We start from the raw sequence: 14,210 nt of genomic DNA on the forward strand, positions 1-14,210 counted from the left end.
GATGAGATTTCCCCTTACGCCAAGTAAGTAAGATTCCTCAGAGACGATGAGGTCAATAGGTCCGAGGTGGAAGCGTGGTGACACGTGCAGCTGACGGATACTAATCAATCGATGACTTAACTACAAGCCTTTGTGAAAGGCGTTTCGTACCAAAGATGGTCCATGCTTATCCAGTTTTGAAGGTTTATAAAAAAACTTTATAAAACCCCTTGAATTTTTCTTGAAAGGGCAATATAATATATCTTGTCCGCAAAAAAGAAACAATTCAAAAGATCTGGTGACGACAGCGAAGAGGTCACACCTGTTCCCATGCCGAACACAGCAGTTAAGCTCTTCAGCGCCGATGGTAGTCGGGTTTACCCCCGTGAGAGTAGGACGTTGCCAGGTTATACATTATTCCACAGTAGCTCAGTGGTAGAGCAATCGGCTGTTAACCGATCGGTCGTAGGTTCGAATCCTACCTGTGGAGCCATTCTTCTGGAGAGCTGTCCGAGCTGGCCGAAGGAGCACGATTGGAATTCGTGTAAACCGTTCACGCGGTTTCGAGGGTTCGAATCCCTCGCTCTCCGCCATTAGAATCAATAACCGGCCCGTTGGTCAAGTGGTTAAGACACCGCCCTTTCACGGCGGTATCACGGGTTCGAATCCCGTACGGGTCACCACTTCCGGAGGATTAGCTCAGCTGGGAGAGCACTTGCCTTACAAGCAAGGGGTCGCAGGTTCGAGCCCTGCATCCTCCACCATTTCGACTTCTCGCAAGAGTAACCGTCGAAAGATAACTTAATCATTGTCGCGGGGTAGAGCAGTCTGGTAGCTCGTCGGGCTCATAACCCGGAGGTCGCAGGTTCAAATCCTGCCCCCGCAACCAATTTATTCAACATATAGTACGACTTTATTTAATGGTCCGGTAGTTCAGTTGGTTAGAATGCCTGCCTGTCACGCAGGAGGTCGCGGGTTCGAGTCCCGTCCGGACCGCCACTGATTACATTGATACATATGCTAGATCAACAAATTGTTTGGCTCGGTAGCTCAGTCGGTAGAGCAACGGACTGAAAATCCGTGTGTCGGCGGTTCGATTCCGTCCCGAGCCACCATCTTTTTTGACTAGCCGGCCTAGCTCAACTGGTAGAGCAACTGACTTGTAATCAGTAGGTTGGGGGTTCAAGTCCTCTGGCCGGCACCATGAAGGTTTATATTACTTGGAGGGATAGCGAAGTTGGCCAAACGCGGCGGACTGTAAATCCGCTCCCATCGGGTTCGTAGGTTCGAGTCCTACTCCCTCCACCATTTTAATTTTATAATTCAAATAGGGGTATAGTTTAATGGTAAAACTACGGTCTCCAAAACCGTCAATGTGGGTTCGATTCCTACTACCCCTGCTTTGATTTGTGGCGGTTGTGGCGAAGTGGTTAACGCACCGGATTGTGGTTCCGGCATTCGTGGGTTCGATCCCCATCAACCGCCCCATTTTTATCTAGTCGATAATGGGCTATAGCCAAGCGGTAAGGCAACGGTTTTTGGTACCGTCATGCGCTGGTTCGAATCCAGCTAGCCCAGCCATTTACACTGCGGGAGTAGTTCAGTGGTAGAACACCACCTTGCCAAGGTGGGGGTCGCGGGTTCGAATCCCGTCTCCCGCTCCATTATTTTAATCATAATTAATTAAACTTATGAATATAATTGATTACAATGCTTATTTCAATGGCGGCATAGCCAAGCGGTAAGGCAGAGGACTGCAACTCCTTTATCACCGGTTCGATTCCGGTTGCCGCCTCCATGAAATGCCGGTGTGGCGGAATTGGCAGACGCGCACGACTCAAAATCGTGTTCCTTCGGGAGTGTCGGTTCGACCCCGACCACCGGTACTACGAAAATAAATAAAACCTATTAAGTCAGTGCTTAGAGTAATTCAGTGCACTGATTTTTTTGTGTGTAAAATTAATTAACTCAATGCCTAATCGTGTAGACAAAAACTGCTGTTATTGAGGCTCTACTATATTTGTCGGGGTCTCAGCAAATTAAGCATAAAAAATGCACACAAGCTCCTTGTCTACTACACTTGAATTGTCCAGAAACAAGTAAGTAAGGAGTTGTGTACAGGTACATTTTAACATGTCATTGTCCGGATTAAAGACTTGATTGTGACTCAGGTGGAAGAACCCGGTGGTGTCTTCCGGATTTATGTATAGGGTCGAAAGCAAAGGCAGATCTGTCCGGTTTGTGGAGAAAAAACAATAAGAGCGCATGATTACAGCGTTCAAAAATTTCAACATCTTTAATTATTTCTTTAATATAAATAACGCCGACATGTTGGGAACGATTGAAACACTACCTGAAGTATGTGGTATAGAGCTTCAACCTAGAACCTATTTAGCTAGTTGCTCTTCCTCTTTTCGTCATTTTCAATCAGCTTCTTTTGGTTATTAATAATCTCTCGCTGTTGTTTTATAATCTTAAGAGCAAACCATATTATAGAAATAACCACTAAAACCAATAGAATCACTGAGACGAAAGGTAGAAAAGTTGTTACAAAGCTGGAAACAACCTCCGTATCATTTTCCACTTCCTTCATTCAATACCTCCTCTAATTTAAGTGACTATAACTCATTTTACCATGTAACATGTTGCTCTAGATGCCCCACATCCATCTACTTAACCTAAGAGATAATCGAATGGTCTTGTGAGAGGCCAACTGTCATTACCCATTGAACAGCTGCAATCATTTTGCCACTTAAGTAACTCCCATATCTCTGGCAATATAATCAGTAATTGTGGTGTTTGTTAACTTTCTCAGGGTAGACAGCACTTGTTCCTCCGTTAGAAGTTTAGTTTGATGTCAGATTGTTTTATTGTGGAGGTTTTAAAATTTATAAAGGTAGTGAACGCCAACGGCTGATTTGGGATTTACTATTTTGTTGTTACTTATTGGGACAATTTTTAATAGTAAATGCATATTTAGGGTAGGTTAATAAGGATAAGCTTAAAAGCCCGTATTGGAGGGACGGTAGTATGGATGTGGATGGAAAAATTATTAAGTTAACTTCTGGTGAAATTGCTCATTTATGGAATTCCTACATGAGCGCAAGCAGTACGATTTGTCATTTGGAACACGAATTGGATAAGGCTGAGGACGAAGAAATTAAACCTTTGCTTCAACATGCATTGACCAAGACAAAATCACACATAAGCAAAATTACGGAAATTTTTAATAAAGAAAATTACCCTATTCCCCACGGGTTTACCCTTGAAGAAGATGTAGATATCAGTGCTCCGAGATTGTTCTCTGACACTTATGCTTTAAACTCACTCAACCATTTAGGGAAAATCGGATTGAATGCATATTGTATGGCTTTAACTATTGCAGTAAGACAAGATGTTTATACTTTTTTTAGTAACAGTTTAAGTGATTATGATGATTTAGTTAAGAAAACGAATGATTTACTGTTATCAAAGGGATTATATATTCGTTCACCATACCTTCCAATACCTGAGGAGATTGACTTTGTTAAAGAGAAATCTTTTCTATCAGGTTTTTTTGGTGAAAAAAGACCATTAACAGGAATTGAAATTACACACTTATATACTAATTTCCAAAGAAACGCACTAGGGGCTGCCACTATGACCGGCTATAGCCAAGTATCTAAAAATAGTGAAGTGACTCAGTTCCTATTGAGGGGAAAGGAAATAGCTAAAAAACATTGTGAAATTTTTGCCTCGTATTTGAAAGAAAGTGATCTTCCGAGCCCTTTGACATGGGGATCGGAAGTGACAGACTCTACTACTTATACGTTTTCTGATAAGAAAATGATGTTTTACACAACTAGTCTAATCGCTCTTAGTATTGGTTATTATGGCAACAGCATGACTATGAGCCCGAGAAGAGATATTGGAGTCATGTACAGCAGACTAGTTGCAGAAATCATGAAATACGCTGATGATGGTGCAAAAATAATGATTAAATATGGGTGGATGGAAGAACCTCCAAGATCTTTAGACCGGGATGAATTGGCAAAGAGCAAACAATAAAAACTTACCCAGAGAGTTACATTCCGATTCATTTTAACCTCAATATGTATGTTGTTCAAAAGTGGTATTCCGCGCTCTATCAATTCCATGAAATACGGGAAAGCATGCAAAGAAAAGGTTCTCGAACCAGGGAAACATAGGGAGTAGAAATGGAGGAGAACCTGGGTTTTGAGGGATATAAAAGAAGAAAGTCGTCTAGTCACTTACCCTGCTGCGGTCTGAATAACCTGCAACAGGGTTTTAAATTATTCGCTTAGTATAGTGCTGCTCGGAGTTGGTACATAATGATAATTGTGAACGCAGGTAAACTTATGTTAAGCTTTTTGGTAGCAGATTCATTATTGAGTAAGGTGAGGCAGATGAAGACCACAGAAAACAATCAAATCAAATATGCTCAGCAGCATTTAGCTAATGAACGTACATATTTAGCATGGGTTCGGACAGTGATCGCAATTGTAGGTATCGGCTTCCTGAACACCAGTCTTCACTTTACAATGGGTGCCCAGCGGAACCTGACCGTAGATTTAATAAGCATTGCGCTTGGTGTGTTTGCCTGTATCCTTGGATTTGTAATTATCGTACTCGCCACTTTTGCTTATTTTCATCGAAAGAGAAAGATCATGAACGAAGAGACTTTTTTACCTTCTAAAGCGCAAGTTACCTTGGTGTCGTCCCTAATGATTATTATTATCTTATTTATTGTATTGTACTTTCTTTACCTTGAAAGCTGATTTATCGATTTTTGTTGAAATTGGTCAACTATCGGTTGTCAGCTGGCCGGCTGATTGTTATAATTAAAATTGTCTTCCATAAACGCGGGTGTAGTTTAATGGTAAAACCTCAGCCACGAGCGAGGCTTCACTTGAATAACCTGCGAGTTGCCTCGACGGATAAGCTTCCTTGATTAGCTTTTAGAGGAAGAGGCATGAAAGAACGTGGCTAATGAAAGATTATATATGCGGGTGTAGTTTAATGGTAAAACCTCAGCCACGAGCGAGGCTTCACCTGAATTGCCTACGAGTTGCCTCGACGGATAAGCTTCTTTGATTAAGCTTTTAGAGGAAGAGGCATGAAAGAACGTGGCTAATGAAAGATTATATATGCGGGTGTAGTTTAATGGTAAAACCTCAGCCTTCCAAGCTGATGACGAGGGTTCGATTCCCTTCATCCGCTCCATAATTTGCTATTATATCTTAATTACGTGATCCAACGCAGTGTTTCGTTTAAAAAAAACGAAGCATTGCGTTTTTTATTGAAGCAAACCGGAAACACCAATAAGAGGTAGAAAGGAGCATAAAGAATGAACAAACTAAAAAACGTTCTAAAACAAATTGATGGAAAAAGTTATAAAGGTTACAAGGAGATTCAGGGCAGCTATTCATTTCCTTCTTATCGACTGAAAATTGATTATGTACAGGGAGATCCATTTGCCGCACCGTCTAAAATACGGGTGCAAATTCCGGCTAGTGTGAAGAAAATAAAAGCTGAGTGGAAAGAAACAAAAAGCAGACAGATTTATACGGAAGATGTTTTAGCTCGGAAAGTAGCCTCCGTTCTTAATCGAAGCAAGCCAAATGTACGGGGGTCTGGAAAAAGCGGTATGGTCTCAATCGATCAACCTAAACAAGAGATCATAGAACGAACAGCTGTTGGTGTGGAGAATGATCTAATTACGGTTTGTCTTACTGTAGGGCTGCCCGCAAATGGCAGACGTATTAATGGAAAAGAAGCAGATAAACTCTTTTTTACAGTGATTCCTAACTTAATTAAAGACTCTCTCCTTTCAATTACGGATGGCGAAATCCAGGAGTTTGTAGAATTAGCTGATCAGCATGATGCCATCCTTTCCAAAATGAGAGAGAAAAACCTTATTTCTTTTGTAGCTGATGACGCGATATTACCTAGAGAAAGCGGTGTAAGTGATCGTCCGATGAAAGGTGCGATTCCTTTTAAGAGTCCTGAAGCCAATCGAGTTTCTATAGATGTTCCTCATCGGGATGAACCTCTAACTGGCATGGGGATTTCAAAAGGGATTGTATTAATTGTCGGAGGGGGCTATCATGGTAAAAGTACCCTCTTGAATGCGATGGAGCGCGGGGTTTATCCTCATATTAGCGGGGATGGCCGTGAATTTGTGCTGACCGACCCCAGTGCGGTAAAAGTTCGAGCCGAAGATGGCAGGCAGGTAACCAATGTCGATATCTCTCCTTTTATAAAAAATTTACCACGAGGAGCAGATACGACGAAGTTCTCTACAGAAAATGCAAGTGGAAGTACTTCTCAGGCGGCGAACGTTATCGAAGCCATTGAGGCTGGAGCACACACTTTGCTTATTGATGAGGATACAAGTGCTACGAACTTTATGATTCGTGATGAACGTATGCAGGAGCTGGTTGTCCGTGAAAAAGAGCCGATCACTCCTTTTATTGATAAAATTAAAAGTCTGCGTGATGAAATGGATGTTTCCACCATACTTGTTATGGGCGGATCAGGCGATTATTTCTCAGAGGCAGATGATGTGATTATGATGGACCAGTACGTTCCTCATAACGTGACAAAGAAAGCGAAGGAAATTGCTGAGAAGTATCCTTCCCACCGTCAAACGGCTGAAGAATCGTTTGGTCAATTGCCTTCTCGTCATTTTCTTCCTCACTCCATTCAGCCTCGCAAAGGAAAAAAGGAAAAGGTTCAAGCTAAAGGAAGAACGGTGATTTTAATGGGAGCAGTAGAGGTTGATCTTGATGGGGTTGAACAACTTGTAGATGCTTCTCAAACGAGAATGATCGCTGACTTGCTCATGCATTTATATAAGGAAGATTTATTAAGTAAAAAACAGTCATTATCCAGTTTGCTTGATACGATTGAAGCTCAGTTGAATGAATTGGGACTTGCGTCATTCGCCCCATTTAAAGATCAGCATCCCGGAGAGCTGGCAAGACCGCGCCGGTTTGAAATTGCAGCAGCGTTAAATCGTATTCGGACTGCGAGAGTGAAGGATTTAAGATAAAAAGAAAGGAGGTAGTCAAGGTGGATTTTCATCAATTTAAAGAAGAAGTAATCGCTTATAGTAAAGAAATAGGGATCGATAAAATTGGATTTGCCTCTGCTGATGTCTTCGGTGAATTAAAAGCGAGACTTCAACGACAACAAGCCCTTGGCTATCAATCCGGATTTGAAAAAGGTACGGTGGAGGAACGGTCAGAGCCAGAACGTCTGCTTCCTGAGGCTCAAACGATTATCTCAATCGCGCTTGCTTACCCTTCTAAAATGAAAAACGCTCCAAAAAGTAAGAAGGGGGAGCGCAGGGGTGTATTTGCCCGTGCCTCCTGGGGGCGGGACTATCATGATGTCCTAAGAGAGAAGTTGAATCTGCTCGGAGCTTATATAAAAGAACACGTACCTGAAGCTGAATTTAAATCAATGGTGGATACTGGTGAGTTGTCAGACCGTGCTGTTGCTGAACGTGCCGGAATTGGTTTCAGTGGTAAAAACTGTGCCATTATCACACCTGAGTATGGCTCTTACGTGTACTTAGGCGAAATGGTTACCAATCTTCCATTTGCTCCTGACGATCCCGTGGAAGATAGTTGCGGGGACTGTAATATTTGCGTAGATACCTGCCCGACTGATGCATTGGTGCAAGGTGGTCAGCTTAATGCTCAGAGGTGTATTGCCTTCCTTACTCAAACAAAAGATTTCTTGGCAGAGGAGTACAGAACGAAGCTTGGCAATCGGTTATATGGTTGTGATACGTGTCAAACCGTTTGTCCTAAAAACAAAAAGAAAGATTTCCACAATCATGAGGAATTTGAACCTGATCCAGAAATAGCCAAGCCTAAGTTAATACCCCTGTTATCCATCAGTAACCGGGAATTTAAAGAGCAGTTCGGTTCGATTTCCGGCTCATGGCGTGGTAAAAAACCGATCCAGCGTAATGCGATACTGGCTCTCGGCCATTATCGGGAAGAAGCTGCGGTAGATGAATTGATCCGTTTAATGAAAAATGACCCACGTCCCGTAATTCGGGGAACAGCAGCCTATTCGTTAGGTAAAATAGGCACAGTCGACTGCTTCCGTGCTATTGAGGAAGCGCAGGCTGTGGAAGAAGATGAACAAGTGGTTTTTGAAATGAAAAAAGGCTTACAATTTCAAGAAAGATAAACGAATCTCCCTTTTCAGAATATAATAGGTCCTGTATAATAGAAAAAACTGTTAGTAAGAGGGGTTTTATATGAGCAACCAATCCATGATCTATTACGATGTGATGGATACACCCGTCGGAGATATAACTATATTAGCTACCGATGAAGGGATATTACGAATTGACTATGGTCGCTTTGAAGACCTGCACTCTTTTTACCAAACGTGGATAAAGAAACACCTGCTCAAAAGTTCATTTATGCACAGTCCTGAACATCCCTACGTTCACCAGGCGATAATGGAACTCAGTGAATACTTTACAAGAGAACGAGAAACGTTTACTCTTCCGCTTCTTTGCTATGGGACCCCTTTTCAAAAAAGTGTCTGGCGTGCGCTGCGAGAGCATATTCCCCTGGGGATGACAAAGACGTACAAAGATATAGCGCTCGCTCTTCAGGCTTCCCAATCTGTGCGGGCAGTCGGCGGGGCGATTAATAAGAACCCTTTTGCTATTGTTGTCCCTTGTCACAGAGTCATTGGAAGCAATGGAAAGCTTGTCGGTTATGCAGGCGGTTTAGATCGGAAACGCCAATTATTGGAGTTAGAATCCGACCAAACTAGATTAAAGGCCTAAGTTTTAGTTAACTCCCTAATAAAGGGAGTTTTTTTGTATGGTTTTCTTTTCTTGTTCATATAGTGATAGGACAGGAGGGGATAGGCAGTGAATGCGATCAGAAGGTATTGGGAAGATATTATGGAACGTTTATTTACTCAAGAAGAGGAACTGTGGCTGTACCGTAAAGTCCAGGGATTTACGGAGAGGGGCCAGCAGGTAAAGAGAGCAACATTCGCCATCCGTCCTTACCACCGGGTGACGTATGACAGAGACCAGTATGTAGATTATCTTATTTCTGTTCATTTATATATTAAGGATGGATTAAAATCGTACTTAGAAGAAGGCGTTTATTCCTGCTGTTGCTATGTTCAGGGGGATGAAATCATTGAACAAACCACCCTCACAGAAAAACTTCTCTCTCCGAGTAAGGCTAACCTAACTCCTCAATTTATCGAAAAAGAGGAAGAGTTAAGATCACCCTTCAGCTATGACAGAAGGGAAGCCGTTCGTTATGCAGAGCAGTGGTGGGATAGCTATAATCCTGCCTACAAGCATTTTGATGTAGATTGTACCAATTATATTTCCCAATGTCTGCGAGCAGGAGGAGCTCCGATGTTAGGCCAGCATAACCGTAGCAAAGGATGGTGGTACAGCGGAAAAAGCTGGAGCTATAGCTGGGCTGTCGCCCACTCTTTAAGATGGTATTTAAGCGGGGCGAGGAAGGGATTAATAGCAAGCGAGGCTTCAGAAGCAAACCAGTTATCCCCGGGTGATATTATTTGTTATGACTTTCAAGGGGATGGACGATTTGATCATACGACGATTGTTGTCAATAAAGATAGTCAAGGGGAACCTTTGGTAAATGCCCATACTACTAACAGTCGTCAGCGGTTTTGGGCATATACGGATTCGACAGCCTACACACCCAATATTCAATATAAATTTTTTCACATTGGAGGCTGATAGATATGGTATAATAATTTAGTTGATGACGTAGAGCGAGGTGAGAAGAATGTCCAATCATATTGTATTATTTCAGCCCGAAATACCTGCCAATACAGGAAATATTGCTCGTACATGCTTAGCAACGAATTCACAGCTTCACCTTATTCGACCTTTAGGATTCTCTACAGATGATAAAATGCTGCGTCGCGCCGGTTTAGATTATTGGCATGACGTTACGATTCATTATTACGATTCCATCCAGGAACTATATGACCGTTATCCAGCAGGAGAATTCTTTTATATAGAGAACTTTGGTACGAAGTCGTATGCTGATTTTGACTTTAGTGATTCAGAGCAATCCTGGTTTTTCGTTTTCGGGAGAGAGACGGATGGAATACCTAAGCAGCTGCTGCAAGGACTTGAAGATCGCTGCCTACGTATACCTATGACGGATAAAGTCAGATCATTAAACTTAGCTAATACGGCTTCGATCATTTTGTTCGATGCTTTAAAGCAGCAAGGTTTTCCTCAGTTAATTAAATAACAGCTTTAAAGGACTGACTATATTCTCTTAGAATAAGCGGGCTCAGTCTATTGATCGATAAAAAAATCGCAGCTTCTACACGAAGTGCGATTTTTTTGCATTATAAAGATAATTCTTTGTGGGAACGAGGTTACTCCCCGGGTTCCGGCGTCTGCATTTTAGTTTTTATATGTTATTTTTTTGGACGTCCTGGCTTTACGTCGTAGCCAGCGGAAAAGATTGATACTAAGTATGTGACGCATACGAGAATAATCAAAGTTAACTTCATGTAAAGCGACCTCCTTTAATAGCTGAGCAGACAAGCAGTGATGTTTGTTATTATAACCCATTTTCGTGAGAATGTGAATTGATTGTAAGTGAAAATTAAAAAGATCACTTTTCGCCCATACATCCTGTTGGAGCGGCACATATGTTGAAATGTAGGTGAATAACCCGCTTGCAATGGAGGGATGATATGCTGCCTTATTCGCACGAGTTCGAAGATGATATGCGTTTTATAGATCCTCATGAATATGAAGATGATCGGTTTATTGGAGGGTTTATAGGAGGTCCTTTTGTTGGTGGATTTTTAGGAGGACTACTTGGAAGTGCTATATTTCCACCTTACTATGGTGGAGGAGGCGGAGGATACTACCCACCGCCCTATTACGGCCCGCCAGGCCCCCCACCGCCATACTATTACCCATATGGCGGAGGATATTACTGGTAGAAAATAGTAGACCGCTGTCTTTAGGCGGTCTTTTTCTATTTAATGATTATGGTATAATAGGAAAATAAATCCGACATAAGATTACATAATTATTTCTTTTTTCTGAAAGGATGTCACGAATGGGGAAAATGATAGGTTACTTCCTGATGGGGATCGCTCTGCTAGTAACAACAGCATGTGGTTCAGAGCAATCAGATGAAAGCGATCCAATAGAAGTAACTCTTGAACAAATCAAAAGTAAAGAGACCGAATCTCAGGAAATGCCCGAAGAAGAAATTAAAGAAGAAATTCCAGAAAACAATCTCGAAGATTTAGAGTCGGTTGAGGAAGACCTTGAGGATGAAGTCCAGGAGGAGACAGAGGTTGAAGAAGAGAATTTAGATGGTTCAACCAGGACAGAGGAATATACATATAATGAAACCGATGAAGGGACATCTTCCCCTGATGCTCAGGCTTCTCCGTACAGCCCTGATACAAGTTCAAGCAGACCAGATTCAAGCAGTACAGACAACTCCTCATCTTCTGCCACATCACCGTCATCTTCCGAAGAACCAACTGAACTACCTGAGTCAGAAGAGACAGAAGGTACAGAAGAGCCTGAAGAAGATGAGGCAGAAGAAGAACAAGAACAAGAGTCTGAAGAACACAATGAAACAGTCGAAGAAACAGAAGAAGAAGTGGAAGAAGACGCAGAGGAAGATAGTCGCGAGGATGAAAGTGAAGTAAAAGAAGAGGAACAAGAACAAGAAGAACAAGAGATGACCGAGTCAGAAGAAGAGAACCCAGAATAAAAGGAAACGAAATTAAAACCATAGTCTCAACCTCTAAAGTCGAACCCTTAACTACAAAAAAGAGAAATAAATCCGAACTATCTCGTCCCCTTGAGGAAAAATTCGAATGATAGTTCGGATTTTTTGTGAACAGAAATACTTTTGTCCTAGTTCTAAAGGCTCGTTGTGTATGTCCTGGTGAACTAGATGAAAAGTGTCTTTCACTATCTTAAACAACTACCCGGAAGCATGCCCTCTCAAGGCCTGCGGAAGAACGATTGAACCGTAATCTCTGGATATGGACATCTTGAGGCAGCCCATCCGTGGATTAGAAAGAGTTTTTCTCTCCTCTGGCAGCAAGAAAAAAGCTTGCGGAAAACCAGGGGTTCTCCACAAGCTGAATCCGCATGCTCAAACGGATATCTTCGCCTTTAAAATGTCGTTTTGTCTAATGTTTTCCCTTGAGATTCATAGCCTTGCATATACTTAATTCGACGTTGAGCTGAAGTTTCATTGACTTGCTCATCCGCATGATAAGAAGAGCGTACCATTGGGCCTGCTTCGCAATGCTTAAATCCTTTTTCCATAGCAATTTGTTTTAATTCCTCGAATTCGTCAGGATGGTAATAACGTTCCACATTTAAATGTTTCTTCGTTGGCTGTAAATATTGGCCAATTGTCATGATATCTACATTATGAGCCAGAAGGTCATCCATTGCCTGAATAATTTCTTCTTTCGTTTCTCCCAAACCTACCATCAAGCTGGATTTTGTCGGTGTATCCGGGCGGATTTCCTTCACACGGCGCAGCAGCTCCAGGGAACGATCATACATCGCACGGGCACGGACTTTCTTGGTAAGACGACGTACAGTCTCAATGTTGTGATTGAAAATGTCTGGTTCGCCCTCCATTAAAGTGTTCAGGCTTTCGTAATCCCCTTTCATATCAGAAGGGAGGATTTCTACGGTGCACCCGGGTACACGGCGGCGGATAGCTTTAACGGTTTCTCCAAAAACTGCTGCTCCGCCATCCTTTAAGTCATCACGGGCAACAGCGGTCACAACCACATGTTTAAGACCCATAATTTCTACAGATTCTGCTACACGTTCCGGCTCTCCCCAATCTAATTCGTTAGGAAGGCCTGTTTTTACTGCACAGAAGCGGCATCCGCGTGTGCAAGTGTCTCCAAGGATCATAAAGGTTGCTGTTTTACGTTCGCTCCAGCATTCATGAATATTAGGACAGCGCGCTTCTTCACAGACGGTATTGAGTTTCTTCTCACGCATTAATTTCTTTAAGCCTGTGTACGATTTGTTCGTGTTAATCTTAATCTTTAACCAATCGGGTTTACGTATGTATTCATCTTTCTTAGCCAATTAGATCGTCTCCTTTTATTATCTGGAATAATTCCACTCATTAGTGTTGTACCTTTTTTCAGCAAGCTCATAAACCTCTTTCCATTGATCGTCACTAATTTTTAGAGGCTCAAGTTTAATATTTAACCCTTTTTCAAATCCTGATTTAAAAGCAGAACGGGTTTGATCATAGTTAACAGGAGTCTCTACAATGTCATTAATCGCAATGGCCTTGTCTGCAAATGACTTGCGGGCACGCTCTTTAATCCGTTCATTTTTGTAAATAAACATATCAAACAGCTTGTCTTCATCCACATTGATCGGAATTGATCCGTGTTGGAGAATGACACCTTTCTTTCTCGTTTGTGCGCTTCCGGCAGCTTTTTTTCCATCAACGATTAATTCATACCAGGAAGGTTCTTCAAAACATACAGCTGACCCGGTAGAATTAAGTTTCTCTTCAGGTATGGCGAATTCTGCCTCTATGTTCAATTGTTTAAAACCTTCGAGCAGGCCTCTTGAAAGTACGAGATACGCTTCCTTAACCGAAGCCGGCATGTTCGGATGATCTTCTGAAACAATAATACTATATGTCAATTCATCATCATGAAGAACAGCACGTCCTCCTGTTTGTCTCCTGACCAGCTGGTATCCGTTTCTGTTAATACCTTCAATGTCTATTCTGCCTTCCACCTTTTGAAAATATCCTACTGAAAGTCCTGCAGGTTTCCAACCATAAAAGCGGAGAACAGGCGGGATTCTTCCTTCACTATGCCAATTCAGTAAAGCTTCATCCAATGCCATATTGACGGCAGGCGTTAAATGTCCAGAATCAACAAAGGACCATGTTTCCATTCATTAGACCTTCTTTCCATAAGTAATCCTTTATTCGATTAAATAGTCAAGACAATTCTAACAAGGGGACTATACCCTGTCAAAGCAAGGAGAAGCTTACAGTAATGGAAAACGCTTTTTTTGCGGGTGGTTGCGTGATCGCGCATACGGAAACTGCGGGGATCATCAAGAAAAGAGCTTGTACCTTATACGAATGTTTCTGTTCTCCCGAGCATAGGATGTATTAAATTTGCTAGTTACGACGAGGGAG

At 42.1% G+C, this 14,210-nt stretch carries 13 protein-coding genes, 16 tRNA genes and 2 rRNA genes; 28 read left to right on the forward strand and 3 right to left on the reverse strand.

Annotated elements, in window-relative coordinates; translation table 11 throughout:
* From C1A12_RS07680 to C1A12_RS21650, 18 genes are all read left to right on the forward strand, one after another.
* Positions 1 to 124: ribosomal RNA gene (locus C1A12_RS07680) — 23S ribosomal RNA — on the forward strand; the annotation flags it as partial.
* A gap of 149 nt (positions 125 to 273) precedes the next feature.
* Positions 274 to 387 (forward strand): 5S ribosomal RNA (gene rrf, locus C1A12_RS07685).
* 10 nt (positions 388 to 397) lie between these two features.
* Positions 398 to 472 (forward strand) — tRNA-Asn (locus C1A12_RS07690).
* A 7-nt stretch (positions 473 to 479) separates the two neighbouring features.
* A tRNA-Ser gene (locus C1A12_RS07695) sits at positions 480 to 572 on the forward strand.
* A gap of 15 nt (positions 573 to 587) precedes the next feature.
* A tRNA-Glu gene (locus tag C1A12_RS07700) sits at positions 588 to 662 on the forward strand.
* Between the two features lie 5 nt (positions 663 to 667).
* Positions 668 to 743, forward strand: a tRNA-Val gene (locus C1A12_RS07705).
* Between the two features lie 48 nt (positions 744 to 791).
* Positions 792 to 868, forward strand: a tRNA-Met gene (locus C1A12_RS07710).
* Between the two features lie 33 nt (positions 869 to 901).
* Positions 902 to 978, forward strand: a tRNA-Asp gene (locus C1A12_RS07715).
* 40 nt (positions 979 to 1,018) lie between these two features.
* A tRNA-Phe gene (locus C1A12_RS07720) sits at positions 1,019 to 1,094 on the forward strand.
* Between the two features lie 13 nt (positions 1,095 to 1,107).
* Positions 1,108 to 1,183, forward strand: a tRNA-Thr gene (locus C1A12_RS07725).
* A gap of 18 nt (positions 1,184 to 1,201) precedes the next feature.
* A tRNA-Tyr gene (locus C1A12_RS07730) sits at positions 1,202 to 1,287 on the forward strand.
* Positions 1,288 to 1,308: 21 nt separating this feature from the next.
* Positions 1,309 to 1,379 (forward strand) — tRNA-Trp (locus tag C1A12_RS07735).
* A gap of 12 nt (positions 1,380 to 1,391) precedes the next feature.
* Positions 1,392 to 1,467 (forward strand) — tRNA-His (locus C1A12_RS07740).
* Positions 1,468 to 1,485: 18 nt separating this feature from the next.
* Positions 1,486 to 1,560 (forward strand) — tRNA-Gln (locus C1A12_RS07745).
* Positions 1,561 to 1,568: 8 nt separating this feature from the next.
* Positions 1,569 to 1,643, forward strand: a tRNA-Gly gene (locus tag C1A12_RS07750).
* A 60-nt stretch (positions 1,644 to 1,703) separates the two neighbouring features.
* Positions 1,704 to 1,777 (forward strand) — tRNA-Cys (locus C1A12_RS07755).
* Between the two features lie 6 nt (positions 1,778 to 1,783).
* Positions 1,784 to 1,865: transfer RNA gene (locus tag C1A12_RS07760), tRNA-Leu, on the forward strand.
* 342 nt (positions 1,866 to 2,207) lie between these two features.
* Complete coding sequence (locus C1A12_RS21650; protein WP_373420462.1) at positions 2,208 to 2,279, forward strand: transposase family protein; 72 nt, start codon at positions 2,208 to 2,210, stop codon at positions 2,277 to 2,279.
* Positions 2,280 to 2,374: 95 nt separating this feature from the next.
* Here the strand turns inward: C1A12_RS21650 and C1A12_RS07765 are convergent, their stop codons facing one another.
* On the reverse strand, positions 2,375 to 2,572 hold the full coding sequence (locus tag C1A12_RS07765) for a hypothetical protein (RefSeq protein ID WP_101843319.1): 198 nt from the start codon (positions 2,570 to 2,572) through the stop codon (positions 2,375 to 2,377).
* Between the two features lie 437 nt (positions 2,573 to 3,009).
* On the opposite strand from C1A12_RS07765, the gene C1A12_RS07770 reads away from it, so the two are divergent.
* The 10 genes from C1A12_RS07770 to C1A12_RS07815 all read left to right on the forward strand — a co-directional run bounded on the left by C1A12_RS07770 (position 3,010) and on the right by C1A12_RS07815 (position 11,771).
* Complete coding sequence (locus C1A12_RS07770; RefSeq protein WP_101843320.1) at positions 3,010 to 4,026, forward strand: DUF3231 family protein; 1,017 nt, start codon at positions 3,010 to 3,012, stop codon at positions 4,024 to 4,026.
* Positions 4,027 to 4,310: 284 nt separating this feature from the next.
* Positions 4,311 to 4,757: a YidH family protein gene (locus C1A12_RS07775; protein WP_235001570.1), complete on the forward strand. Its 447-nt coding sequence runs from the start codon at positions 4,311 to 4,313 to the stop codon at positions 4,755 to 4,757.
* A 371-nt stretch (positions 4,758 to 5,128) separates the two neighbouring features.
* Positions 5,129 to 5,202: transfer RNA gene (locus tag C1A12_RS07780), tRNA-Gly, on the forward strand.
* Between the two features lie 124 nt (positions 5,203 to 5,326).
* Positions 5,327 to 7,033: an ABC-ATPase domain-containing protein gene (locus C1A12_RS07785; protein WP_101843321.1), complete on the forward strand. Its 1,707-nt coding sequence runs from the start codon at positions 5,327 to 5,329 to the stop codon at positions 7,031 to 7,033.
* Positions 7,034 to 7,053: 20 nt separating this feature from the next.
* Complete coding sequence (gene queG / locus C1A12_RS07790; RefSeq protein ID WP_101843322.1) at positions 7,054 to 8,187, forward strand: tRNA epoxyqueuosine(34) reductase QueG; 1,134 nt, start codon at positions 7,054 to 7,056, stop codon at positions 8,185 to 8,187.
* Between the two features lie 70 nt (positions 8,188 to 8,257).
* Positions 8,258 to 8,800 carry a methylated-DNA--[protein]-cysteine S-methyltransferase gene (locus tag C1A12_RS07795; protein ID WP_101843323.1) on the forward strand — a complete coding sequence of 181 codons (543 nt, stop codon included), beginning with the start codon at positions 8,258 to 8,260 and terminating at the stop codon, positions 8,798 to 8,800.
* 87 nt (positions 8,801 to 8,887) lie between these two features.
* Positions 8,888 to 9,745: an amidase domain-containing protein gene (locus C1A12_RS07800; protein ID WP_235001571.1), complete on the forward strand. Its 858-nt coding sequence runs from the start codon at positions 8,888 to 8,890 to the stop codon at positions 9,743 to 9,745.
* A 49-nt stretch (positions 9,746 to 9,794) separates the two neighbouring features.
* Positions 9,795 to 10,271: a tRNA (uridine(34)/cytosine(34)/5-carboxymethylaminomethyluridine(34)-2'-O)-methyltransferase TrmL gene (gene trmL, locus C1A12_RS07805; RefSeq protein ID WP_101843324.1), complete on the forward strand. Its 477-nt coding sequence runs from the start codon at positions 9,795 to 9,797 to the stop codon at positions 10,269 to 10,271.
* 454 nt (positions 10,272 to 10,725) lie between these two features.
* Entirely contained in the window at positions 10,726 to 10,980 is a 255-nt protein-coding gene (locus C1A12_RS07810; RefSeq protein ID WP_373420430.1) for a hypothetical protein, read from the forward strand.
* Positions 10,981 to 11,099: 119 nt separating this feature from the next.
* Positions 11,100 to 11,771: a hypothetical protein gene (locus C1A12_RS07815; protein WP_101843325.1), complete on the forward strand. Its 672-nt coding sequence runs from the start codon at positions 11,100 to 11,102 to the stop codon at positions 11,769 to 11,771.
* Positions 11,772 to 12,181: 410 nt separating this feature from the next.
* Here C1A12_RS07815 and lipA read toward each other — a convergent pair whose 3' ends face one another.
* A complete protein-coding gene (gene lipA / locus C1A12_RS07820) occupies positions 12,182 to 13,126 on the reverse strand; it encodes a lipoyl synthase (protein ID WP_101843326.1) in 945 nt (314 codons plus the stop codon).
* 18 nt (positions 13,127 to 13,144) lie between these two features.
* Complete coding sequence (locus C1A12_RS07825; RefSeq protein ID WP_101843327.1) at positions 13,145 to 13,960, reverse strand: lipoate--protein ligase family protein; 816 nt, start codon at positions 13,958 to 13,960, stop codon at positions 13,145 to 13,147.
* Between the last annotated feature and the right edge of the window lie 250 nt (positions 13,961 to 14,210).

Origin of the sequence: Halobacillus sp. Marseille-P3879, from assembly GCF_900240285.1 — a bacterium.
Taxonomy (GTDB): domain Bacteria; phylum Bacillota; class Bacilli; order Bacillales; family Halobacillaceae; genus Halobacillus_A.